General features: G+C 70.4%; 23 protein-coding genes. All 23 read left to right on the forward strand.

From position 1 onward, the window contains the following. Window positions 1–178 precede the first annotated feature (178 nt). Window positions 179–682, forward strand: coding sequence for a hypothetical protein (locus VLF38_RS09630; protein WP_325271047.1), 504 nt, complete (start codon window positions 179–181; stop codon window positions 680–682). Further along, window positions 679–972, forward strand: a complete 294-nt coding sequence (locus tag VLF38_RS09635) for a DUF6167 family protein (RefSeq protein ID WP_325271048.1) — start codon at window positions 679–681, stop codon at window positions 970–972. Before VLF38_RS09630 ends, VLF38_RS09635 begins: the two co-directional genes overlap by 4 nt. Continuing rightward, the gene (gene alaS / locus VLF38_RS09640; protein WP_325271049.1) at window positions 972–3,656 is read left to right on the forward strand and encodes an alanine--tRNA ligase; all 2,685 of its coding nucleotides are present in this window, start codon (window positions 972–974) and stop codon (window positions 3,654–3,656) included. Before VLF38_RS09635 ends, alaS begins: the two co-directional genes overlap by 1 nt. Before the next feature lie 6 nt (window positions 3,657–3,662). After that, window positions 3,663–4,148, forward strand: a complete 486-nt coding sequence (gene ruvX, locus VLF38_RS09645) for a Holliday junction resolvase RuvX (RefSeq protein ID WP_325271050.1) — start codon at window positions 3,663–3,665, stop codon at window positions 4,146–4,148. Further along, a complete protein-coding gene (mltG, locus tag VLF38_RS09650; RefSeq protein ID WP_325271051.1) occupies window positions 4,145–5,383 on the forward strand; it encodes an endolytic transglycosylase MltG in 1,239 nt (412 codons plus the stop codon). Before ruvX ends, mltG begins: the two co-directional genes overlap by 4 nt. After that, complete coding sequence (locus tag VLF38_RS09655) at window positions 5,383–6,186, forward strand: shikimate dehydrogenase (RefSeq protein WP_325271052.1); 804 nt, start codon at window positions 5,383–5,385, stop codon at window positions 6,184–6,186. Before mltG ends, VLF38_RS09655 begins: the two co-directional genes overlap by 1 nt. Then, window positions 6,186–6,884, forward strand: coding sequence for an A24 family peptidase (locus VLF38_RS09660; RefSeq protein WP_325271053.1), 699 nt, complete (start codon window positions 6,186–6,188; stop codon window positions 6,882–6,884). The genes VLF38_RS09655 and VLF38_RS09660 overlap by 1 nt, the downstream gene beginning before the upstream one ends. Window positions 6,885–6,939: 55 nt before the next feature. Continuing rightward, window positions 6,940–7,665, forward strand: coding sequence for a hypothetical protein (locus tag VLF38_RS09665; protein ID WP_325271054.1), 726 nt, complete (start codon window positions 6,940–6,942; stop codon window positions 7,663–7,665). Window positions 7,666–7,812: 147 nt separating this feature from the next. Next, a complete protein-coding gene (gene aroC / locus VLF38_RS09670; RefSeq protein ID WP_325271055.1) occupies window positions 7,813–8,994 on the forward strand; it encodes a chorismate synthase in 1,182 nt (393 codons plus the stop codon). A gap of 6 nt (window positions 8,995–9,000) precedes the next feature. Beyond that, the gene (locus VLF38_RS09675) at window positions 9,001–9,510 is read left to right on the forward strand and encodes a shikimate kinase (RefSeq protein WP_325271056.1); all 510 of its coding nucleotides are present in this window, start codon (window positions 9,001–9,003) and stop codon (window positions 9,508–9,510) included. Beyond that, a complete protein-coding gene (aroB, locus tag VLF38_RS09680) occupies window positions 9,507–10,619 on the forward strand; it encodes a 3-dehydroquinate synthase (RefSeq protein ID WP_325271057.1) in 1,113 nt (370 codons plus the stop codon). The genes VLF38_RS09675 and aroB overlap by 4 nt, the downstream gene beginning before the upstream one ends. 1 nt (window position 10,620) lies before the next feature. Beyond that, complete coding sequence (locus VLF38_RS09685) at window positions 10,621–11,064, forward strand: type II 3-dehydroquinate dehydratase (RefSeq protein WP_325271058.1); 444 nt, start codon at window positions 10,621–10,623, stop codon at window positions 11,062–11,064. Between the two features lie 199 nt (window positions 11,065–11,263). After that, window positions 11,264–12,007, forward strand: coding sequence for an SIMPL domain-containing protein (locus VLF38_RS09690; protein ID WP_325271059.1), 744 nt, complete (start codon window positions 11,264–11,266; stop codon window positions 12,005–12,007). 109 nt (window positions 12,008–12,116) lie between these two features. Next, window positions 12,117–12,683, forward strand: a complete 567-nt coding sequence (efp, locus tag VLF38_RS09695) for an elongation factor P (RefSeq protein ID WP_107699588.1) — start codon at window positions 12,117–12,119, stop codon at window positions 12,681–12,683. Continuing rightward, window positions 12,683–13,081 (forward strand): transcription antitermination factor NusB, encoded by a 399-nt coding sequence (gene nusB / locus VLF38_RS09700; protein WP_325271060.1) that lies wholly within the window; start codon window positions 12,683–12,685, stop codon window positions 13,079–13,081. The genes efp and nusB overlap by 1 nt, the downstream gene beginning before the upstream one ends. Before the next feature lie 142 nt (window positions 13,082–13,223). Next, window positions 13,224–14,948: a TIGR03767 family metallophosphoesterase gene (locus tag VLF38_RS09705; RefSeq protein ID WP_325271061.1), complete on the forward strand. Its 1,725-nt coding sequence runs from the start codon at window positions 13,224–13,226 to the stop codon at window positions 14,946–14,948. A gap of 35 nt (window positions 14,949–14,983) precedes the next feature. Beyond that, a complete protein-coding gene (locus VLF38_RS09710; protein ID WP_325271062.1) occupies window positions 14,984–15,808 on the forward strand; it encodes a DUF1206 domain-containing protein in 825 nt (274 codons plus the stop codon). 112 nt (window positions 15,809–15,920) lie between these two features. Beyond that, window positions 15,921–16,535 (forward strand): bifunctional pyr operon transcriptional regulator/uracil phosphoribosyltransferase PyrR, encoded by a 615-nt coding sequence (gene pyrR, locus VLF38_RS09715; RefSeq protein WP_325271063.1) that lies wholly within the window; start codon window positions 15,921–15,923, stop codon window positions 16,533–16,535. Next, on the forward strand, window positions 16,532–17,485 hold the full coding sequence (locus VLF38_RS09720) for an aspartate carbamoyltransferase catalytic subunit (protein ID WP_325271064.1): 954 nt from the start codon (window positions 16,532–16,534) through the stop codon (window positions 17,483–17,485). Before pyrR ends, VLF38_RS09720 begins: the two co-directional genes overlap by 4 nt. A 4-nt stretch (window positions 17,486–17,489) precedes the next feature. Then, a complete protein-coding gene (locus VLF38_RS09725) occupies window positions 17,490–18,797 on the forward strand; it encodes a dihydroorotase (protein WP_325271065.1) in 1,308 nt (435 codons plus the stop codon). Continuing rightward, window positions 18,794–19,930, forward strand: coding sequence for a glutamine-hydrolyzing carbamoyl-phosphate synthase small subunit (carA, locus tag VLF38_RS09730; RefSeq protein ID WP_325271066.1), 1,137 nt, complete (start codon window positions 18,794–18,796; stop codon window positions 19,928–19,930). The genes VLF38_RS09725 and carA overlap by 4 nt, the downstream gene beginning before the upstream one ends. 7 nt (window positions 19,931–19,937) lie before the next feature. Further along, entirely contained in the window at window positions 19,938–23,267 is a 3,330-nt protein-coding gene (gene carB, locus VLF38_RS09735; protein WP_325271067.1) for a carbamoyl-phosphate synthase large subunit, read from the forward strand. Then, window positions 23,264–24,319: a quinone-dependent dihydroorotate dehydrogenase gene (locus VLF38_RS09740; protein WP_325271068.1), complete on the forward strand. Its 1,056-nt coding sequence runs from the start codon at window positions 23,264–23,266 to the stop codon at window positions 24,317–24,319. The genes carB and VLF38_RS09740 overlap by 4 nt, the downstream gene beginning before the upstream one ends. Window positions 24,320–24,322: the final 3 nt, after the last annotated feature.

Genomic DNA, 24,322 nt, shown 5'->3' on the forward strand with positions numbered 1-24,322 from the left:
AACCAACACGTTGACACGTCACCCGGCGTCCTCCGCGCGGGGATCCCGGGAGGTTGACACGTCAACGTGTTGGTTCGAGCAGCCTGGCTGCGGTGATCGGCCAGCCCCGGGCCTGCGCCCTGGCCGCTGGCCGATCCGGCATACGGGAGCGACCGGCGCCGCGATAAGGTCGGGCACTGTGATCCTCGCCCTCCTCGCCCTCGTCCTGGTGGTGCTGGCGGCCGTCTGTGTCGCCGGCGTCGTCCTGGTCCGCCGTGAGCGTGAGCGCACCGAGAGCGAGCTGGCCAGGACCCGCGCCGAGGCAGCCGAGCTGCGGGCGAAGGTCGAGGCACTCGCCCGCGCCGCACAGGTCGTCCGCGAGCCCGAGGAGTTCGTGATCACGAGAGTCGGCGAGGAGCCTGACAACGACGACATCGCGCCCGGCACGGCCGCACCGCAGCGGATCGACGGCAGGTTGTTCCTCGACCTCGTGGCCCGCGAGTCCGTCGTGAAGGCCGCTGCGCTCGGCCATGGCGTACGACGAGCCCTCGCGCCCGAGGTCCGCAACCGGATCCGCTTCGAGATGAAGCGTGAGGTCAAGCGTTCGCGCAGGGCCCGCAAGGACGAGTACCGCCGGGTCCGCGATGAGATCCGTGCCCGCGAACGCGCCGCCCAGGGCAGCGCACAGAGGGTCGCCGGATGAACCCCGTCCCCGGCCGAGCGGCGATGTTCGTCGCGGGCGTCGGCGTCGGCGTCTACGGCATGGTCAAGGCGCGCCGGACCCAGGAGGCGCTGACCCCCGACGGGCTTCGCGATCGCGGCAGGGCACTCGCGCTGGGGGCCCGGATGCTGCGCGACGAGGCGGCCCAGGCCCGCACCGACAAGGAGCACCAGCTCCGCGAGAAGCTCGGCCTTCCGCTGGCCACCCCGACCACCCGGACACCTGCCCTCACCGGGCCCCGCCACGTACAGATCGAAAGAGGCACAGACTGATGGAGACCGCCGAGATCCGCCGACGGTTCACCGCCCACTTCGCGGCGGCAGGACACACCGTCGTCCCGTCGGCGTCGCTCCTGCTCGACGACCCGAACCTGCTCTTCGTCAACGCCGGCATGGTCCCCTTCAAGCCGTACTTCCTCGGCCAGGAGACGCCGCCGTACGCCCGGGCGACGAGCGTGCAGAAGTGCATCCGGACGCCTGACATCGAGGAGGTCGGCAAGACCACCCGCCACGGCACCTTCTTCGAGATGTGCGGCAACTTCTCCTTCGGTGACTACTTCAAGGAAGGGGCCATCGAGCTCGCCTGGGACCTGGTCACCAGGAGCCAGGGGGACGGCGGCTTCGGCCTCGACGAGTCCGTCCTGTACCCCTCGGTCCTCGACGGCGACGAAGAGGCCGTCGGCCACTGGAAGCGGATCACCGGGCTCCCGGACGACCGCATCGTGCGTCTCCCGGCCAAGGAGAACTACTGGTCGATGGGCGTCCCGGGCCCTGGCGGCCCGTGCTCGGAGATCCTGATCGACCGTGGTCCCGCGTTCGGTGCCGATCGCGACTGGGACGCCGGCGACCGCTACCTCGAGTTCTGGAACCTCGTCTTCATGCAGGACGAGCTCTCCGCCGTGCGCAGCAAGAGCGACTTCGACATCGCCGGGCAGCTGCCGAAGAAGAACATCGACACCGGCATGGGCCTCGAGCGGGTCGCGTACCTGCTCCAGGGCAAGAACAACATGTACGAGACCGACGTCGTCTTCCCGGTGATCGAGAAGGCCATGGAGCTCACCGGCAAGACGTACGGCGCCAACCCCGAGGACGACGTGCGCTTCCGCGTGGTCGCCGACCACATCCGCTCCTCACTGATGCTGATCAACGACGGCGTCACGCCGGGCAACGAGGGCCGCGGCTACGTGCTGCGCCGCCTCGCCCGCCGGGTGATCCGCAACATGCGCCTGCTCGGCTACGAGGACCCGGCGCTGCGTGAGCTGCTTCCGGTCTCCCGGGACCGCATGGGGCAGACCTACACCGAGCTCTTCGACAACTACGACCGGATCCTGGGCGTCGCGAACGCCGAGGAGGACGCCTTCCGCAAGACGCTGACGTCCGGCACGCAGATCTTCGACCTCGCCGCGGCTGACGTGAAGAAGTCCGGCGCGACGACGTTCGGTGGCGACAAGGCGTTCCAGCTCCACGACACCTACGGCTTCCCGATCGACCTCACGCTCGAGATGGCCGCTGAGGCGGGTCTCGCCGTCGACGAGCAGGGCTTCCGCAGCCTGATGGCCGAGCAGCGCGAGCGCGCCAAGGCCGATGCCCGCTCGAAGAAGGGCGGCCACGCCGACCTCACGGTCTACCGCGGCATCCTGGACAGCAACGGCCCGACCGAATGGCTCGCCTACGAGACCCTCTCCACCGAGTCGAAGCCGCTGGCCCTCCTCCGCGAGGGCAAGGACGTCGACGTGCTCCGCAGCGGCGAGGTCGGCGAGCTCGTCCTCGACCGCACGCCGTTCTACGCCGAGTCCGGTGGCCAGGCCGCCGATGCCGGCATCATCGAGTTCGATGGTGGCCGCTTCGAGGTCCTCGACGTGCAGCGTCCGGTCAAGGGCCTCGTCGTCCACCAGGTCCGCGTCGTCGACGGCGAGTACGCCGCCGGGTCGTCGTCCGCGAGCGCGCTGCACGCCCAGGTCGACCCGGAGTGGCGCACCGGTGCCCGTCAGGCGCACTCCGGCACGCACGTCATCCACGCTGCGCTGCGCGAGGTGCTCGGCCCCACCGCGCTCCAGTCCGGCTCCTACAACCGCCCCGGCTACCTGCGTCTCGACTTCGGCTGGACCCAGTCCCTGACTCCGACGCAGCTCAAGGACGTCGAGGAGGTCTCCAACGCAGCCCTGCGCGCCGACCTCCCCGTCGCCTGGGACTACATGACGCTCCCGGAGGCCAAGGACTGGGGCGCCATCGCGCTCTTCGGCGAGACCTACGACGACACCAAGGTGCGTGTCGTCGAGATCGGTGGACCCTGGAGCCGTGAGCTCTGCGGTGGCACCCACGTCGACCACTCCTCGCAGATCGGCACGCTCGTCGTCACCGGCGAGGCCTCCGTCGGCTCCGGCAACCGGCGCATCGAGGCCTTCACCGGCCTCGAGGGCTTCAAGTACCTCGCTCGCGAGCGTGACGTCGTCGGCCAGCTCACCGAGCTGCTCAAGGCCCAGCCGGACGACCTCGTCGGCCGGGTGGGCGACCTCGTCGAGCGTCTCCGCTCCGCGGAGAAGGAGATCGAGAAGGTCCGCGTCGCGCAGCTCCTCGCCGCGGCGGGCGACATCGCCGCCGCTGCCGAGACGGTCAACGGGGTCAAGGTCGTCGCCAAGCGGGTCGACGGCGCCGGCGGTGGCGACGTCCGCACGCTCGTCACCGACGTGCGCGCACGCTTCGCACCGAGCGAGCCGGTTGCGGTGGTCGTCCTCGGCGTCGCCGACGGCAAGGTCTCCGTGGTCGCTGCGACGAACGAGGCCGCTCGCGACCAGGGCCTCTCCGCCAACGACCTGCTCCGCGCCGTGAGCCCGCTCATCGGCGGCAAGGGCGGCGGCAAGGCCGACATGGCCCAGGGCGGCGGCACCGAGGCCGGGCAGGTCGACGCGGCCCTCGCGGCGGTCATCGCCTCCGTTCAGCAGACCGTCCAGGCCTGAGCCAGCATGCGCATCGGCGTACGACTGGGGGTCGATCCGGGTGACGCCCGGATCGGCGTGGCGCGGTGCGACCCGATGGGGATCATCGCCACGCCGGTCGAGACCGTGCCCCGTGGCGATGGCGACATCGCCCGGATCGCCGCGATCCTCGACGAGGAGAACGCCATCGAGGTGGTCGTGGGCCTGCCGCGGTCGCTCAACGGCTCCGAGGGCCCTGCAGCAGTGAAGGTGCGCAAGTTCGCCGGAGCGCTGGCGCGGCACGTTGCGCCGGTGCCCGTGAGGCTGTGTGATGAGCGCCTGAGCACGGTCACCGCCGAGGCACAGCTCCGCTCGCAGGGACGCAAGGGCCAGAAGCGTCGCGCGGTCGTCGACCAGGTGGCGGCCGTCGTGATCCTGCAGAACGCGCTCGAGACCGAGCGGGCCCGGGGGAGTGCCCCCGGCGAGATCGTGATCATCACCGACGACGTGGCACCCGAGGGAGACAGCGCGTGACCGAGCAGCAGCCTGAGCAGGGTCCTCAGCACGAGCGGCACTCCGGCCACCACCCGGGCGAGCACCGGTCCCCCGAAGGCCACCACGGCGACCTGGGCGCCGCACTCGGGATGTCGCACGAGGACGGCGGCGGCCACCGCAAGGGCCGCAAGCGTGCCGGCAGCGGCTGCCTGCTGCTCCTGGTCCTGATCGCGCTCATGGGCGGCGTCGCGTACGTCGGCTTGACGAAGGGCGTCGACTGGGCCCGCGAGCAGTTTGCCGAGCCCGCCGACTACGCCGGCCCGGGCACCACCCCGGTCCTCGTCGAGGTCGCGGCCGGAGACACGGCTGACCAGCTCGGCGTGAAGCTCCGCGATGCCGGCGTCGTGCAGTCGGCGGAGGCCTACATCTCCTACGCGCGCTCGCATGCCGACGCCTCCTCGCGGATCCAGGTGGGGTTCTACGAGGTCAAGAAGAAGTCGAGCGCCGCCGAGGCCTTCGCCGTGCTCACCGACCCGGCCAACATCCGCACGGACAAGGTGACGATTCCCGAGGGCCTGCGCGTCGTCGACATCGTCGACCTGCTGGCCAAGCACACCGACTTCACCAAGGCACAGTTCCAGCGGGCGCTCAGCAACCCCCAGCGCCTCGGGCTGCCGGCGTACGCCAAGGGCAACCCGGAGGGATACCTCTTCCCGGCGACCTACGCGTTCAGCCCGCAGGCGAAGCCGGTCGACATGCTGAAGCAGATGGTGTCTCGCTGGAGGCAGGCCGCCGACGACGTCGACCTCGAGGCATCCGCGAAGCGCCTCGGCTACACGCCGCACGAGCTGATGACCGTGGCCGCCCTCGTCGAGGCAGAGGGGCGGGGCAGCGACATGCCGAAGATCGCCCGGGTCATCTACAACCGGATCGAGAACCCCGGCACCGCCGGCACCATCGGCAAGCTGCAGATCGATGCGACGGTCAACTACGCACTTGGTCGGATCGGGGTGGCGCACACGTCCAACGCCGACCTCGAGGTCGACAACCCCTACAACACCTACCGGTACGCCGGCCTGCCGCCGGGTCCGATCGAGGCTCCCGGGGACGACGCCCTCGCAGCGGCGGCACACCCGGCGTCGGGGGACTGGTACTACTACGTGACCGTCAACCTGCGCACGGGCGAGACGAAGTTCGCCTCCTCGCCGGAGGAGTTCCAGCGGTACAAGTCGGAGTTCAAGCAGTACTGCGCGACCGAGTCGGAACGGTGCTGATGAAGTGCGCCGTCCTGGGTGACCCGATCGCCCACTCCCTCTCTCCGATCCTGCACAAGGCCGGGTACTCCGCGCTGGGGCTCGACTGGTCGTACAAGGCCAAGCGCGTGGCATCCGGCGGTCTTGCCGACTTCGTGGGCGGCTGTGGTCCGGAGTGGCGCGGCCTCTCGCTGACGATGCCCCTCAAGCGTGAGTCGATCGCGCTCGCCGACACGGTGACCGAGCGGGCCCGCCTCGCAGGTGCTGCCAACACCCTCGTCTTCGACGACGGCACGCTGCACGCCGACAACACCGACATCCCCGGTGCTGCGGCCGCGATCCGCGAGCGCTACGACGGTCGCGTCCTCAGCGCGACGATCCTGGGCGGGGGAGCCACGGCCACCTCCACGGCACTCGCCCTCTGTGACCTCGGCGCCACCGAGATCCGGCTCCTGGTCCGGTCGGCCGATCGCGCGTCGGAGACCGTCGCCGCGATCCACCGGCACCCCTCTGCGCCCGTGGTCACCGTCGGCTCCCTCGCTGACGACTTCGCCGAAGGCGACGTGCTCGTCTCGACGATCCCCGCCGAGGCGCAGACACCCGATCTGGTCTCGCGGTGCGACGACGTGGAGGTGACCTTCGAGGTGCTCTACCACCCGTGGCCCACGCCGCTGGCGCGCGCGACCAACGGAGTGCTGGTCGGCGGGCTCGACCTGCTCGTCCACCAGGCGGCGGTCCAGTTCTCGCTCTTCACCGGCCACGAGGCGCCCCTCGCGGAGATGCGGGCTGCCGGCGAGGCAGAGCTCGCCGCCCGGACGGTCTGATGCACCCGGTCGTCGCCGCCTGGTGCGCGGTGGTCGCCGGTGTCCTCGGCTGGTTCGTCCCGCTCCTGATAGCCCGGCTCCCCGAGCCTCCTGCCCAGGAGGCAGGGGAGGGGGAGGAGCCCCCCACCCCCAAGATCCCGTACGCCGACCTCGCAGCGCGGCCAGGCCTCTCCTGGCGGCTGGCGCTCGCCGCAGCGGCCGCGGGCGGCGTGCTCGGTGCTGCCCTCGGTGCCGACTGGGCGCTGCTCTTCCTGCTCTACCTCTGCCCGGTCGGGGTCGCACTCGGCTACGTCGACTGGCGCCTCCGGTTGCTGCCCACGGCGCTGCTGCGACCGTCGTACCTCGTGGTGGGGGTGCTCGTGGTCGTGGCCGCGCTCCTGGAGGGCGAGCCACGGCGGCTGGTCGGTGCAGCGGTCGGACTGGTCCTGCTCCGCGCCCTCTACTGGCTGCTGTGGCGCTTCACGCCGGGTATGGGCTTCGGTGACGTCCGCCTCTCCGGCGTGCTCGGTCTCGCCCTGGGCTATGTCGGGTGGACCGCCCTGCTGGTCGGCGGCTACGCGGGGTTCGTCCTCGGTGTCGTGCTGTGGGTGCCGATGCGGCTGCTCCGCCTCACCACGGACCGCTCGTTCCCGTTCGGGCCGTTCATGCTGGTGGGCGCCGTGATCGGGATCGGCTGGCAAGTCCTACTCGCCACCTGATCGCGGCTGTGGCAGGCTGCCGTCGCCTGATCACCTCACTTCCTCGGGAGAAGCCATGACCAAGAGCTCCGCAGCGCCGTCGAGTCCCGAGTGGACCCCGTCCGCCCAGGCCAACTCCAGTGCCACCCAGCTGCGCGTCATCGCGTTCATCCTGTGGATCGCGGCGATCGCCGCCGAGCTGGGCCTGATCTTCGGTGAGCTGCTGGCGAAGAACGGCCAGCCGTTCACCAACGGCCGGATGGCGATCCTGGTCGGCGGTCTCGTCGTCATCGCCGTCCTGGCGATTGCCGGCAACCTGCTGTGGAAGAAGGCCAACCGCCTCGACCCGGCGCACAAGTCGGACACGGTCCGCTTCTTCGTCCAGAACCAGCTCGGCGCCTTCATGACCCTGCTCGCCTTCGTGCCGCTGGTCGTGCTGATCTTCCTCGACAAGGACCTGGGCAAGGGCCAGAAGGCCGTCGCCGGCGGCATCGGTGTGGTGCTGGCGCTCCTCGCCACCACCATCGGCATCGACTTCAACCCGCCGTCGGTCGAGCAGTACACCGAGGAGCGCGACTCGGTGATCGAGCACGTCGGTGAGGACAACGTCTTCTGGGGTCCGTACAGCGACGTCTTCCACATCTGCGACCAGGTCTCCGACCTCAACCGGGCGCGTGAGGCGGGCACCATCGCGGAGGGCAGCGTCGCCGATGCCCACGCCGCCGGGATGTCGCGCCTGACCAAGAAGGTCGAGCAGGAGCAGAAGCAGTGCGGCTTCGCGGGCGCGTCCGCCAGCGAGTGACGGGCACACCGGCCACCTGAGACGGCGCCGGGCACCCGACACGCCGATCACGCCAGCGTGTCGGGGCCCGTTCGTGTGGGAGGTGGCCGCCGTCCGTAAGGGGAGCGCGGCGCCAGGGGAGCGGCGTACGCATGAAAGGATGGAGCCATGCTTCGCTGGCTCACTGCGGGCGAGTCCCACGGACCGTCGCTCACTGCAATCCTCGAAGGTCTCCCGGCTCATGTCGAGGTGACCTCTGACGACATCGCCGACTCGCTGGCCCGTCGCCGCCTCGGCTACGGCCGTGGTGCGCGCATGGCGTTCGAGCAGGACGTCGTGACGATCACCGGCGGCGTCCGCCACGGCAAGACCCAGGGCGGCCCGATCGCGCTCAGCGTCGGCAACTCCGAGTGGCCGAAGTGGGAGACCGTGATGTCCGCGGACCCGGTCGACCCCAGCCTGCTCAAGGAGACCGGTCGCAACGCGAAGCTGACCCGTCCGCGCCCGGGCCACGCCGACCTCGTCGGCATGCAGAAGTACGACTTCGACGAGGCGCGTCCGATCCTCGAGCGCGCCTCCGCCCGTGAGACCGCGGCACGCGTCGCCCTCGGCCGCGTCGCCTCCAACTTCCTCGCCCAGGTGCTCGACGTCGAGATCGTCAGCCACGTCATCGAGCTCGGCGGCGTGCGCACGACCGGCACCGACCTGCCCCTGCTGGCCGACCTCGAGAAGCTCGACGCCGACCCCGTGCGCTGCCTCGACGCTGCCTCCTCGGCGGCGATGGTGGCCCGCATCGACGAGGCCCACAAGGCCGGCGACACCCTCGGCGGCGTCGTCGAGGTCGTCGTCTACGGCCTGCCGCAGGGCCTCGGCTCGCACGTCCACTGGGACCGTCGCCTGGACGCGCGCCTCGCTGCCGCGATGATGGGCATCCAGGCGATCAAGGGCGTCGAGATCGGCGACGGCTTCGAGCTCGCTGCGACGCCGGGCTCGCTTGCGCACGACGAGATCGTCCGTGACGAGACCGGCACCATCCGGCGTACGTCGGGGCGCGCAGGCGGCACCGAAGGTGGCATGTCCACCGGCGAGGTCCTCCGTGTGCGGGCCGCGATGAAGCCGATCGCGACGGTTCCGCGGGCGCTGAAGACCATTGACGTCGCCACCGGCGAGGAGGCGGTCGCCCACCATCAGCGGTCCGACGTCTGCGCCGTCCCGGCCGCAGGCATCGTCGCCGAGGCGATGGTCGCCCTGGTGCTCGCCGACGCCGTGGTGGAGAAGTTCGGCGGCGACTCCGTCCAGGAGACGCGGCGCAACGCGCAGGCGTACCTCGACGCCATCAACTTCAAGTGAGCTGACGTGACACCCAAGGTCGTGCTGGTCGGTCCGATGGGGGCCGGCAAGTCGACCGTCGCGCGCCGGCTCGGCGAGCGGTGGCGCGTCGATGTTCGTGACACCGACCACGACATCGAGGCCGCGGCAGGCAAGCCAGTGAGCGAGATCTTCGTCGACGAGGGCGAGCAGCACTTCCGTGCGCTCGAGGTCGACGCCGTCGCCGACGCGCTGCGCACCCACGACGGCGTGCTCGCGCTGGGCGGTGGTGCCGTCCTCGCCGAGGCCACGCAGGAGGCGTTGCAGGGCCACACGGTGGTCTACCTCGAGGTCGGGCTCGCCGACGCGGTGAAGCGCGTGGGCCTCGGCCACGGTCGTCCACTGCTGCTCGGCAACGTCCGTGCCCGCGTGATGAAGCTGCTCGAGGAGCGCGCCCCGATCTACAGCGCCGTCGCGACCATCACCGTCGACACCAACGGCCGCACCCCCGACGACGTCGCCGCGGAGGTCATCCGCCGCGTGGAGGAGAACGCATGAGCCAGACCGAGACCGTGCTGCACGTGGGCGGAGCCTCGCCGTACAACGTGGTGATCGGCCGCGGCCTCGCCGACCGGCTGCCCGGGCTGCTCGGCGACGGCGTCCAGCGCGTCGCGTTCCTCTACGCAGCCGAGCTCGAGGAGCTCGCTGCGCCGGTGCTCGAGGTGCTGCGCCCGCTCTACGACGTCCTGGCGCTGGGCCTTCCCAGTGGTGAGCAGACCAAGGACGCCGACGTCATCTTCCAGTGCTGGGAGGCGCTCGGCGAGGCCGGCTTCACCCGCTCCGACGCCGTCGTCACCTTCGGCGGCGGCGCCACCACGGACGCGGGCGGCTTCGTCGCCGCGAGCTGGCTGCGCGGCGTGAAGGTCGTCCACGTGCCGACGACGCTGCTGGCGATGGTCGACGCGGCGGTCGGCGGCAAGACCGGCATCAACACCGCCGCCGGAAAGAACCTCGTGGGTGCCTTCCACGAGCCGGCCGGGGTGCTGGTCGACCTCGACACCCTCACGACGCTGCCGCGTGAGGAGCTCGTCGCCGGCTTCGGCGAGGTCGTGAAGTGCGGCTTCATCGCCGACCCCGAGATCCTCACGCTCGTCGAGGCCGACCCGGCGGCAGCGCTGGACCCGGCCGGCGACGTCATCCCGGAGCTCGTCCAGCGGGCGATCCAGGTCAAGATCGACGTCGTCGTCGACGACCTCAAGGAGACCGGCGGCAAGGACGGCCACCCGGGGCGCGAGGCGCTCAACTACGGCCACACGATGGCCCACGCGATCGAGCGGGCCGAGGGCTACACGATGCGCCACGGCGAAGCGGTCGCGATCGGCTGCGTCTTCATCGCCGAGTTGGCCCGGCTGACCGGCCACATCTCCGAGGAGCTCGCCGCGCGCCACACGAACGCCTTCGCCTCCGTCGGACTCCCGACGCGCTACAACCGGGCGTCGTTCGAGGACCTCCACGCCGCCATGCGCGTCGACAAGAAGTCGCGCGGCAACACGCTGCGCTTCGTCGTACTCGACGACCTCGCCCGGCCCGTGGTCCTCACCGGCCCGTCCGAGGAGCACCTGCGGGCGGCGTACGACGTGATGGCCGGCGCCGCGAAGGAGGCCTGACGTGCAGCGCGTGCTCGTCCTCAACGGCCCCAACCTCGGCAGGCTCGGCCGTCGCCAGCCGGAGATCTACGGCACCACGACGCACGACCAGCTCGGTGAGCTTTGCGAGCAGTGGGGCGCCGAGCTCGGGCTCGCCGTGGAGACGCGGCAGACCAACCACGAGGGCGTGCTGCTCGACTGGCTCAACGAAGCAGCTGACGACGCCACTCCGGTCGTGCTCAACGCCGCCGCGTGGACCCACTACTCCTGGGCGATCTTCGACGCCTGCGCGCAGCTCGTCGGCCCGCTGGTCGAGGTGCACATCTCCGACCCGAAGCAGCGCCCCGAGGAGTTTCGGCACACCTCCGTGGTCACGCCGTACGCCGCGGCGGTGATCGCGGGCCAGGGCATCGACGGCTACCGCCAGGCGCTCGGCGCCATCGCCGCGCTGACCGCGCGCGGCTGACGCCGCTTCGACGCTGGTAGACGACGACCCAAGCCGCGCGGCCGTGTACAGGTACGGACACATTTTTGGGCACGGGCCCCGGCGTCCTCCGTGCCCACCCCCGCTGCAGGCGAGAAGTGTGTCCGGTAGCGCACGCCCGGTCGGAACCTGCGGCGCCCACGACGCGTCGTAGGGACATCGCCTCTCCAAGGAGCTCCACATGAACAGTCCCCGCGCGCTGATCGGCGCTGTCGCCATCCTCGTCCTGTTGCTCGTCCTCGCCGTGCTGGCCGCCTACGCCCTGGGTACGCAGCGCCACAGCAAGGTCGGCGACCAGGCGATCACCGTCTCCGGCACGGGCAAGGTCACCGTCGTGCCCGACCTGCTCATCGTCGACCTCGCGGTGAAGGTCACCCGTCCGTCCAACGCCGAGGCTCTCGCGGAGGGAAACCGGATCGAGAAGCGAGTGACCGCAGCCCTCGAGAAGGCCGGGATCGAGAAGAAGGACATCCGCACCACAGGCTTCTCGATCAACCCGCACTTCGTCTACGACCGCAACGGCGAGCACACCGACGGCTACGACGCGGAGCACACGATCCGCGTCTATGCCCGTGACCTCGACACCGCGGGCCGGGTCCTCGGCGACGCGGTCACTGCGGGTGGTGACGCCGTGCAGGTCCGCAACACCCGCCTCACCCTCTCCGACAAGGGCGAGGCGATGGACGAAGCCCGCGCGAAGGCCGTCAAGGACGCGCGCTCCCGCGCGAAGGCGTACGCCGCCGCCGGGGGCCGCGACCTGGGCAAGGTCGTCCGGATCCGGGAGCGCGAGGCCTCCTCCGGCTACGTGCCGGCCGCGGCCGCGGACAGCGCCGCCCTGCTCAAGGAGGCGGCCGGGAGCGTGCCGATCGAGCCCGGCGAGCAGAAGCTCCAGGTCGACGTGGAGGTCGTCTTCGAGCTCGCGTGAGCACCGGTTCGTCCGGCAGCAGCCGCCACGTCTAGACTTGGCGGCTGCTGCGGCCGGCGCTCCCGGACGCGCACCCTGATCCCTGACAGATGAAGAGGCTTCGCGCGCTATGGCAACCACGAACGACCTGAAGAACGGCATGGTTCTCAACCTCGACGGCCAGCTCTGGCAGGTCGTCGAGTTCCAGCACGTGAAGCCCGGCAAGGGCCCGGCGTTCGTCCGCACCAAGCTCAAGAACGTCGAGTCGGGCAAGAACGTCGACAAGACGTTCAACGCCGGCACCAAGGTCGAGACCGCGACGGTCGACAAGCGCACCTACCAGTACCTCTACAACGACGGCCAGGCCTACGTCTTCATGGACGGCGACACGTTCGACCAGGTCGAGGTCCAGCCGGAGCTGATGGGCGACGCGCCCAACTACCTCCTCGAGAACATGGACGTCATCATCGCGATGAACGAGGGCCGCGTCCTGTACGTCGAGCTCCCGGCCTCCGTCGAGCTCGTCATCCAGTACACCGAGCCCGGCGTCGTCGGCGACTCTGCGACCGGACGCACCAAGCCGGCCACGCTCGAGACCGGCCACGAGATCCAGGTCCCGCTCTTCATCGAGAACGGCGAGAAGATCAAGGTCGACACCCGCGAGGGCGGCGCCTACCTCTCCCGAGTGAAGGGCTGATGAGCGCTCGCGGCAAGGCCCGCAAGCGGGCTCTTGACCTGCTGTTCGCCTCCGAGCTCCGCGGCGAGAGTGCGCGTGACGCGCTCGACCGCGCCATCGAGGACGGTGAGGGCCCGACCAACCCGTACACGACGACGCTGGTGCTCGGCGTGCTCGAGCACGCGCAGGAGATCGACAGCCTGCTCGCCGACTCGGCCCAGGGGTGGTCGCTCGACCGCATGCCGGCGGTGGACCGCAACGTCCTGCGCCTCGGCGTCTACGAACTGCTGTACGTCGAGGACATTCCGGCTGCCGTCGCGATCAGCGAGGCGATGAACCTCGTTCGCGACCTGTCGACCGACGAGTCTCCAGCTTTCGTCAACGGCGTCCTCGGCGCGATCCAGCGCAAGTCCGCCTGATCCCGGAAACGGCCCGTCGCGCTTCCTCAGGGGAGCGTGACGGGCCGTTTGCGTTGCCGGAGACTCCGCGCCGAAGTGAGTGCGCTGAAGTGAGTGCGTCGAACACGCACGGATTGACCCGCGGGTCATTTATGGTGCTGTGGTGCAGATCACCCGTCGCAACCTGATCCGGACCGGACTCGCGGCAGCAGCCGTCACCGGCATCATCCGCCCCCAGGCAGCGCTCGCCGCCGGAGGCATCGCGGCCGCCGGCACCACGCTCGCGCGGACCTGGCAGCGTGGGCCTGCCGGAATCGGTGGCTACCGCCGGATCGTGGAAGCGCCCGGGGAGCCGCACGCCGTGCGCAGCGACTTCGTGGCAGCGGCCCCCGACCGGGCCACCCGCCGCCGAGGGGTGCTGGCATTCGCCCAGCTCTCCGACGTCCACATCGTCGACGCGCAGTCACCGATGCGGCTGGAGTGGCTCGACCGCTTCGACGACGTGGACGTCGACGGTGACCCGACCACCGGCCTGGCGTCCTCGGCGTACCGGGCGCACGAGATGCTGACCACGCAGGTCGCGGACGCGATGGTCCGCGCGATCAACGACGTGGCATCAGCCTCGCCGGTGACTGGGCTGCCGCTCGACTTCGCCATCCAGACCGGCGACAACGCCGACAACGCGCAGTACAACGAGACCCGGTGGAACATCGACGTCCTCTCCGGTGGCACCGTGCTCACCCCCGACTCGGGCAACCGCAACCGGTGGGAGGGAGTCGCCGACCAGGACTTCCTCAGCTACGACCCGCACTACTGGCACCCCGACGGACAGCCGCTCCTGCGCGCCGTGGACATCCCGCGCCGGAAGTACGGCTTCCCGAAGGTGCCGGGGCTCCTGGACGCGGCCCGCCGCCCCTTCGTGCCGGTCGGCCTGCGGATGCCGTGGTTCACGGCGTTCGGCAACCACGACGGGGGAGTGCAGGGCAACTTCCCACCGAGGACCCTCGGCGTCGGCATGAGCGCGATCGCGACCGGCAGCCTCAAGATCATCAGTCCGCCGGCGGGCCTGAGCCAGGCCGACCTGCTCCACGCACTGCGCACGGATCCGCTCGGCCTGCTCAACGGCCTTCTCAACACCCTGCAGGTCGGCACGCACGTCCGGCTGGTCAGCGCCGACAGGGATCGCCGGATCCTGAACCGCCGCCAGGTCGTCGAAGAGCACTTCACCACCACCGGTACGCCGGTCGGGCATGGCTTCACCGCCGAGAACCGCGCGCAGGGAACGGCGTACTACACGTTCGTCCGTGGTGAGGTGCAGTTCCTCGTGCTCGACACGGTCAACCCCAACGGCTACTCCAACGGCTCGATCGACGCGCCTCAGATGGCGTGGCTCGAGGCTGAGCTGGCGAGTCCGCGTGCGGCGTACCAGATCGTCTGCAGCCACCACACCAGCGAGACCATGGACAACCCCCTGGTCCTGACCGGAGGGGACCTCTCACCCCGCGTCCAGGGGCCCGCCGTGGTGGCACTGCTGCAGGAGCACCCGCGCGTCATCGCCTGGATCAACGGCCACAGCCACCGCAACGAGGTCTGGGCCCGCGCCGGGGGCAGGCGCGGCTTCTGGGAGATCAACACCGCCTCGCACGTCGACTTCCCGCAGCAGTCGCGGCTCCTCGAGATCGCCGACAACGCCGACGGCACCCTGTCGATCTTCTGCACGATGGTCGACCACGCGGCGCCGGCGTCCTACTCCGGAAGTCTCGCCAACACGGTGCAGCTCGCCGCGCTCGCCCGGGAGCTGAGTGCCAACGACTGGCAGGACCGTGCCGTCAACCGCACCGGCGATGCGGACGACCGCAACGTGGAGCTCCTCCTGCAGAGGCCCTAGCGCATTCCGGCTTCGCCCCGGGGAACTGGGACCGCATGAGCGTCAAGGGCGCGGTGGAAGAGGCGGGCCGGAAGGCCGACCACAGCGACCTGCTCGACGCGGGGATCCGGGTCGGGCTCGTCTTCTACGCCCTCGTGCACCTCGTCATCGCCTGGCTCGGACTCCAGCTGTCCCTCGGGCACCGCGAGGACCGGCTCGACCACCACGGAGCGCTCCACGAGCTGGCCCAGCACGCCTTCGGTGCCGCCGTCCTGTGGCTCGTGGCCGCCGGCATGGCGGTCCTGGTGGTGTGGCGTGCGCTGGAGCTCTTCGTCGAGCACCGCGACGAGGACACCTGGGACCGTTGGGGGCACCGAGCCACGGCGGCCGCCAAGGGTATGGCCTACGCGCTGATCGGTGCGAGCGCCTTCAGCGTCGTCCTGGGCGACTCCACCGAGCGCTCCGGGCGCACCGAGGAGACGTGGACCGCGCGGCTGCTCTCGCTGCCCGCGGGTCCGTGGCTGGTAGCGGGCGTGGGCCTGGGCTTCCTGGCCTATGCGGTGGTGATGTCCTGGCGCGGGCTGAGCGGACGGCACCGCAAGCACCTCACCGCCGAGGGCCGCCACGGCGACAGCGGCACGCTCTACCTGCTGCTCGGCACCATCGGGTATGTCGCGAAGGGCGTTGCGTTCGGCATCGTCGGCGGGCTCTTCGTCTGGGCGGCGTCGACGCACGATCCGGCGAAGTCGGGCGGCCTCGACCAGGCGCTGGCGCGGGTGCTCCAGCAGCCCGCCGGCCCGTGGCTGCTCGGCGCGATCTCCGTCGGCCTCGGCTGCTACGGCCTCTTCCAGCTGGCGCGGGCACGGCACCTGTCGCGATGACGGGCGCACCCCACCCGGTTCCGGGGAGCGTCCGTGCGCCTGTTAGAGTGAGTGCCGTTCGACATCCTTTAACGAGCCGTCCCGTGAGGCGGAGAAGGAGTCAGCAGCGCTGATGCCTACCCATGATCTGGTCCCCGGTGGTTCTTCCGCCGATGAGTCGACCGGCTCCGGTCGCATCGTCCTCGACAGCCAGGACATCTCGCGTGCCCTGACGCGCATCTCGCACGAGATCCTCGAGCGCAACAAGACCGCGGACGATCTCGTGCTCCTCGGCCTCCCGACCCGCGGCGTTCCGCTCGCGAAGCGGATCGCCGAGAAGATCCAGTCGGTCGAGGGCACGGTCGTGCCGGTCGGCGCCCTCGACGTGACGATGTACCGCGACGACCTCAAGTCCCACCCCACGCGCAGCCCCCACAAGACCGAGGTGCCGTCCGGCGGGATCGACGGCAAGACGGTCGTGCTCGTGGACGACGTCCTGTACTCCGGGCGCACGATCCGCGCCGCCCTCGACGCCCTGGCCGACCTCGGCCGCCCGGCCGTGGTGCGTCTCGCGGTCCTCGTCGACCGCGGCCACCGCGAGCTTCCGATCCGTGCTGACCACGTGGGCAAGAACCTTCCCAGCGCCCGCACTGAGCGGGTCAGCGTCCGGCTCCGCGAGACCGATGGCGCAGACGGCGCAGACGAGGTCCGCATCTTCGACACCAGCAAGGAGGGGACGGCGCAGTGAAGAAGCACCTGCTCTCGATCGATGACGTCACCGCCGACGACATCGCGACGATCTTCGAGACCGCCGCGGAGATGCACGACGTGCAGCGCCGCGACGTGAAGAAGCTGCCTGCGCTGCGCGGCAAGACCGTCATCAACCTCTTCTTCGAGGACTCCACCCGCACCCGGTCGAGCTTCGAGATCGCCGGCAAGTGGCTCTCCGCCGACGTCATCAACCTCTCCGCGAAGGGCTCCTCGACCTCCAAGGGCGAGTCGCTGCGCGACACCGTGCTGACGGTCACCGCGATGGGCATCGACGGCCTGGTCATGCGGCACTCCGCCTCCGGCGCCGCACAGCAGGTCGCCGGCTGGCTGGACATCCCGGTCATCAACGCCGGCGACGGCACGCACGAGCACCCGACGCAGGCCCTGCTCGACGCCTACACGCTGACCCGTCACCTCGGCAGCCTGGAAGGTCGGCACGTCGCGATCGTCGGCGACCTGACCCACAGCCGCGTCTTCCGCTCGGGCGTGAAGTGCCTGACCAAGCTCGGCGCCGAGGTCACCGTGGTCGCGCCGCCGACGCTGATGCCGGCCGGCATCACCGCCTGGTCCAAGGACGCCGGCTTCTCCACGTCGTACGACGTCGACGCCGTGCTGCCGACCGCCGACGCGGTGATGATGCTCCGCGTCCAGCGCGAGCGGATGAGCGGTGGCTACTTCCCGACTCCGCGGGAGTACACCGTCGGCTACGGACTGACCCGCGACCGCCTGAAGCTGCTCAAGGACGGCGCCCCGATCCTGCACCCGGGTCCGATGAACCGTGGTCTCGAGATCGCCGCGGAAGCAGCCGACGCCGCCTCCAGCGCGGTGCTCGACCAGGTCTCGGCCGGTGTCGCGATCCGCATGTCCGTGCTCTACCACCTGCTCGCCGGCCCGTCGGCCGCGCCGACCACCAACGCGGGGGAGTGACCCGATGACCACCACACCCACGGGCAAGACCCTCATCAAGGGTGCCCGGATCCTCGGCGGCGAGGCGGCTGACCTGCTGGTCGTCGACGGGACGATCACCGAGATCGGCACCGGCCTGAGCGCGGCCGGCGCGACCGAGGTCGACGCCGACGGTCTGGTCGCCCTGCCCGGCTTCGTCGACCTCCACACGCACCTGCGCCAGCCGGGCCGTGAGGACGCCGAGACGATCCTCACCGGCTCGCAGGCGGCCGCCGTCGGTGGCTACACCGCGGTCCTGGCCATGGCCAACACCAACCCGGTGACCGACACCGCAGAGGCCGCCGAGCGCGTCTACGACCTGGGCCGCGCCGCCGGCCTGGTCGACGTGCAGCCTGTCGGCGCCGTGACCAAGGGCCTCGAGGGCCACGAGCTCGCCGAGCTCGGCCTGATGGCCCGGTCTCGCGCCGGTGTCCGGGTCTTCTCCGACGACGGCAAGTGCGTCCACGACGCCCGCGTCATGCGCCGCGCGCTGGAGTACGTCAAGGCGTTCGGCGGCGTCGTCTCCCAGCACGCGCAGGACCCGACGCTCGCGCCGTACGGCAGCGCCTGCTGCCACGAGGGCGAGCTCTCCGGCCAGCTCGGCCTGCCGGGGTGGCCCGGCGTCGCCGAGGAGGTGATCGTCGCCCGCGACGTGATGCTGGCCCGCCACACCGGCAGCCGCGTGCACGTCGCCCACGTCTCGACGGCCGGCTCGATCGAGGTCGTCCGCTGGGCCAAGGCCCAGGGCATCGACGTGACCGCCGAGGTGACGCCGCACCACCTGATCCTCACCACCGACGAGCTGATCGGCTACGACCCGACGTACAAGGTCAACCCGCCGCTGCGGCCCGCCGAGGACGTCCAGGCGCTCCGCGCGGCCCTCGCCGACGGCACCATCGACGCCGTGGCGACCGACCACGCGCCGCACGCGAAGCACGACAAGGAGCATGCCTTCGTCGACGCGGCGTTCGGCATGCTCGGCCTCGAGCAGGCGCTGTCGGTGGTCACCACCACGATGGTGGAGACCGGCCTGCTCGACTGGGCCGGCGTCGCCCGCGTCCTGTCGGTCAACCCGGCGCGGATCGCCGGGCTCGACGGCCACGGCCACGAGCTCGCCGTCGGTGCCCCCGCCAACCTCACCCTCGTCGACCCCTCGGCGAAGGTCACCGTGGACCGCGACGCCTCGGTGTCGCTGTCGCGCAACAACCCCTGGCACGGTCGCGAGCTGACCGGCGCCGTGCACGCAACGTTCCTGCGCGGTCGCGCAACCACGATGGAAGGGAAGCTCGTATGAGCCTCAAGCCCGCCCTGCTCGTACTCGAGGACGGACGCTCGTTCCGCGGCGAGTCCTTCGGCGCCGAAGGCGAGACCTTCGGCGAGGCCGTCTTCTCCACCGGCATGTCCGGCTACCAGGAGACGCTGACCGACCCGTCGTACCACCGCCAGGTCGTCGTCATGACCGCCCCCCACGTGGGCAACACCGGCATGAACGACGAGGACCCGGAGTCCCGCAAGATCTGGGTCGCCGGCTACGTCGTGCGTGACCCTGCCCGCATCCCGTCCAACTGGCGCTCGGTCCGCTCGCTCGACGACGAGCTGAAGGCGCAGGGCGTCGTCGGCATCTCCGGCGTCGACACCCGCGCGCTGACCCGCCACCTGCGGGAGGCCGGTGCGATGCGCGTCGGAATCTCCACGGTCGAGACCGACCCGGCTGCCCTGCTGGTGAAGGTCCAGCAGGCGGCCGAGATGGCCGGGTCGAACCTCTCCGACGCCGTCACCACAACCGAGGCGTACGTCGTGCCCGCCGTCGGTGAGAAGAAGTTCACCGTCGCAGCGGTCGACCTCGGCATCAAGGCGAACACCCCGCGGATGATGGCCGAGCGCGGCATCGAGGTCCACGTGCTGCCGGCCACCGCCACACTCGAGGAAGTCCGGGCAGTCGACGCGGACGGCCTCTTCTTCTCCAATGGCCCCGGCGACCCGGCCGCCACCACCGGTCAGGTCGAGCTGCTGAAGGCGGCTCTGGACGCGGGGATCCCGTACTTCGGCATCTGCTTCGGCAACCAGCTCTTCGGCCGGGCGCTCGGCTTCGGCACCTACAAGCTGAAGTACGGCCACCGCGGCATCAACCAGCCGGTCATGGACCGCACCACCGGCAAGGTCGAGGTCACCGCGCACAACCACGGCTTCGCGGTCGACGCCCCGCTCGAGGGCTCGACGACCACGCCGTACGGCGAGGCGACCGTCTCGCACATCAACCTCAACGACGACTGCGTCGAGGGTCTGGAGCTGCACGACGAGAAGGGCCTGAAGTCCTTCTCCGTGCAGTACCACCCCGAAGCGGCGGCCGGCCCGCACGACGCGGCGTACCTCTTCGACCGCTTCGTCCAGCTCATGACTGCACGCAACTACGGCCGGAAGGGCTGAACCAGATATGCCCAAGCGCGACGACATCAAGTCCGTCCTCGTCATCGGCTCCGGCCCGATCATCATCGGCCAGGCCTGCGAGTTCGACTACTCCGGCACCCAGGCCTGCCGCATCCTCAAGGCCGAGGGCCTCCGGGTCATCCTCATCAACTCCAACCCGGCCACGATCATGACCGACCCGGAGTTCGCCGACGCCACGTACGTCGAGCCGATCACGCCGGAGTTCGTCGAGAAGGTGATCGCCAAGGAGCGCCCCGACGCGATCCTGCCGACCCTCGGTGGCCAGACCGCCCTCAACGCGGCCATCGCCGCCCACGAGAACGGCGTGCTCGAGAAGTACGGCGTCGAGATGATCGGCGCCAACTTCGACGCGATCCACCGCGGTGAGAACCGCGAGCTCTTCAACGCCATCGTCGAGAAGGTCGGCGGCGAGGTCTGCCGCTCCGAGATCTGCCACACGATGGACGAGGTCCTGGCCGCGGTCGACACCCTCGGCGGCGTGTACCCGGTCGTCATCCGACCGTCCTTCACCATGGGCGGCACCGGCTCCGGCATCGCGTACGACGAGACCGAGCTGCGCCGCCTCGCGGGCGCCGGCCTCGCCGCGTCCCCGACGACCGAGGTCCTCATCGAGGAGTCGATCATCGGCTGGAAGGAGTACGAGCTGGAGGTGATGCGTGACAAGAAGGACAACGTCGTCATCATCTGCTCGATCGAGAACTTCGACCCGATGGGCACCCACACCGGTGACTCGATCACCGTCGCGCCGGCGATGACGCTCACCGACCGCGAGTACCAGCACCTGCGCGACCTCGCGATCGGCATCATCCGTGAGGTCGGCGTCGACACCGGTGGCTGCAACATCCAGTACGCCGTCAACCCGGCCGACGGTCGCGTCATCGTGATCGAGATGAACCCGCGTGTCTCGCGCTCCTCCGCGCTCGCGTCGAAGGCGACGGGCTACCCGATCGCCAAGATCGCCGCGAAGGTCGCCATCGGCTACACCCTCGACGAGATCGATAACGACATCACCGCCGGTCCGCAGGGCTCCACGGCCGCCTCCTTCGAGCCCACGCTCGACTACGTGGTCGTGAAGGTCCCGCGCTTCGCGTTCGAGAAGTTCCCGACCGCCGACGACACCCTCACCACGCACATGAAGTCCGTGGGCGAGGCGATGTCGATCGGCCGCAACTTCACCGAGGCGTTCAACAAGGCGCTCCGCTCCATGGAGAACAAGGCGGCCCCGTTCCGCTTCACCGGTGACCCGGGCGACAAGGCGGCCCTGCTCGCCGACATCAAGCGCCCGCATGACGGCCGCGTCCAGAAGGTCATGCAGGCGATCCGCGCCGGCGCCACCCAGGAGGAGATCTTCGACGCCACGAAGATCGACCCCTGGTTCGTCGACCAGCTCTTCCTCATCCACGAGGTCGCGGAAGCCACGGCCGCAGCACCCGCGCTCGACGAGGCCGCGCTGCGGCTCGCCAAGCGCCACGGCTTCTCGGACGCCCAGGTCGCTGACATCCGCGGCCTCTCCGAGGCCGAGGTCCGTGCGGCGCGCTGGGCCACCGGCGTGCGCCCGGTCTACAAGACGGTCGACACCTGCGCCGCCGAGTTCGCTGCCAAGACGCCGTACCACTACTCGTCGTACGACGAGGAGACCGAGGTGCAGCCGCGCGAGAAGCCGGCTGTGCTGATCCTCGGATCGGGCCCCAACCGCATCGGCCAGGGCATCGAGTTCGACTACTCGTGCGTGCACGCCGCCCTGGAGCTCACCAAGGCCGGCTACGAGACGATCATGGTCAACTGCAACCCGGAGACGGTCTCCACCGACTACGACACGGCCGACCGCCTCTACTTCGAGCCGCTGACGCTCGAGGACGTCCTGGAGATCTACCACGCCGAGCTCGCCGCCGGCCCCGTCGCCGGCGTCATCGCGACGCTCGGTGGGCAGACGCCGCTCGGCCTGGCCCAGGGCCTCAAGGACGCCGGCGTCCCGATCGTCGGCACCCAGCCCGAGGCGATCGACCTCGCCGAGGAGCGCGGCGCCTTCGGCCGCGTGCTCGACGAGGCCGGCCTGGTCGCGCCGAAGCACGGCACGGCGGTCTCCTTCGAGGACGCCCGCGACATCGCCCACACCATCGGCTACCCGGTGCTGGTGCGCCCGTCGTACGTCCTCGGTGGTCGCGGCATGCAGATCGTCTTCTCCGACGAGCAGCTCGAGTCCTACCTGGTCGCGGCGACGGACCTGATCAGCGAGGACCGTCCGGTCCTCATCGACCGGTTCATCGACGACGCGGTCGAGATCGACGTCGACGCGCTCTACGACGGCGAGGAGCTCTTCCTCGGCGGCGTCATGGAGCACATCGAGGAGGCCGGCATCCACTCCGGTGACTCCTCGTGCGCGCTCCCGCCGATCACCCTCGGCGCCGCCGAGATCAAGCGCATCCGTGCCGCCACCGAGGGCATCGCCAAGGGCGTCGGCGTGCGCGGCCTGATCAACATCCAGTTCGCGCTGGGCTCCGACGTCCTCTACGTGCTCGAGGCGAACCCGCGCGCTTCCCGCACCGTGCCGTTCGTCTCCAAGGCGACCGGCACGTCGCTCGCCAAGGCCGCGAGCCGCGTGATGATGGGCGAGACGATCGCCGACCTGCGCAAGGAAGGCGTCCTGCCGGAAGAGGGCGACGGAGGCATGCTTCCCGCCGATGCACCGATCGCGGTCAAGGAGGCGGTCCTGCCGTTCAACCGTTTCCGTACGCCGGAGGGCAAGTTCGTCGACTCCGTCCTCGGCCCGGAGATGAAGTCGACCGGTGAGGTCATGGGCTTCGACGCCGACTTCGGCACGGCGTTCAGCAAGGCCCAGGCCGCGGCGTACGGCCCGCTGCCCACGTCGGGCAAGGTCTTCATCTCGATCGCCAACCGCGACAAGCGCTCGATGATCTTCCCGGCCCGGGTCCTCGCCGACTACGGCTTCGAGCTGCTCGCGACGCAGGGCACCGTCGAGGTACTCCGCCGCAACGGCATCAACGCCACCGTCGTGCGCAAGGCGTTCGAGGGCGAGGGCGAGGGCGGCGAGAAGACCTCGGTCCAGATGATCCTGGACGGCGAGATCGACCTGATCGTCAACACCCCCAATGGCTCCGCCTCCGAGGCGCGTGTCGACGGCTACGAGATCCGCGCCGCCGCGGTGCTCACCGGCACCCCGTGCATCACGACGGTGCAGGGCGCAGCCGCGGCCGTCCAGGGCATCGCCGCGGTGCGGGGCGGAGACATCGGCGTGCGTTCGCTGCAGGAGTGGGCCGAGATCATCAACCCGGTCACCGAGGGGCAGCCCGCGTGAAGAAGCCCTACGACGTCCTCTTCGACGGCGTCTTCTCGAAGCTCGACCCCGAGAAGGCCCACGAGCAGGCGTTCGCGGCGATCCGCGCCGGCCGCGTCGCGACGGGAGCCTGGAACCGCACCCTGAAGGCGCGGCCGGTGACGGCAATGGGGATCACCTTCCCCAACGTCCTCGGGCTGGCGGCAGGCTTCGACAAGAACGCCGTCGGCATCGACGCGCTCGCGGGGCTCGGCTTCGGCCACATCGAGGTCGGCACGGTCACGGGGGAGGCCCAGCCGGGCAACCCGAAGCCGCGCCTCTTCCGCCTGCTCGACGACCGGGCCGTGGTCAACCGCATGGGCTTCAACAACGACGGTGCCGAGATCGTGGGGCGGCGCCTCGCCGCGCGCGCTGCCGCCCGCAAGGGCAAGCCGGGGCCCGTCGTCGGCGTCAACATCGGCAAGACCAAGGTCGTGCCTGACGACGACATCGCCGCAGTCATCAAGGACCACGAGAAGTCCGTCGACCACCTCGCGCCGTACGCCGACTACCTGGTGGTCAACGTGTCGAGCCCGAACACCCCGGGCCTGCGCAACCTGCAGGCGGTCGAGAAGCTCGCCCCGCTCCTCGAGGCAGTGCGCACGCGTGCTGACCAGGTCGTCACCGACCGGCGGGTGCCGCTCGTGGTGAAGATCGCCCCCGACCTCAACGACGACGACGTGCTCGCGGTGGCGGACATGGCGAAGGCGATCGGCCTGGACGGCATCACCGCGACCAACACGACGATCTCGCGTGACGGGCTCAGGTCACCGCAGGGCCGGATCGAGGAGATCGGCGCGGGCGGCCTCTCCGGGCGTCCGCTGACCCAGCGGTCCCTCGAGGTCCTCCGCCTGCTCAAGGGCCGTGTCGGTGACGACCTCACCCTGATCGGCGTCGGCGGCGTCACGACCGTCGAAGATGCCCGCGCCCGGCTCGACGCCGGAGCCGACCTGCTCCAGGGCTACACGGCGTTCATCTACGAGGGCCCGCTGTGGCCCCGCCGGATCCTGCGCGGGGTGCCGACCACCCGATGACGG

This window comes from Nocardioides sp. (assembly GCF_035481145.1).
GTDB lineage: Bacteria > Actinomycetota > Actinomycetes > Propionibacteriales > Nocardioidaceae > Nocardioides.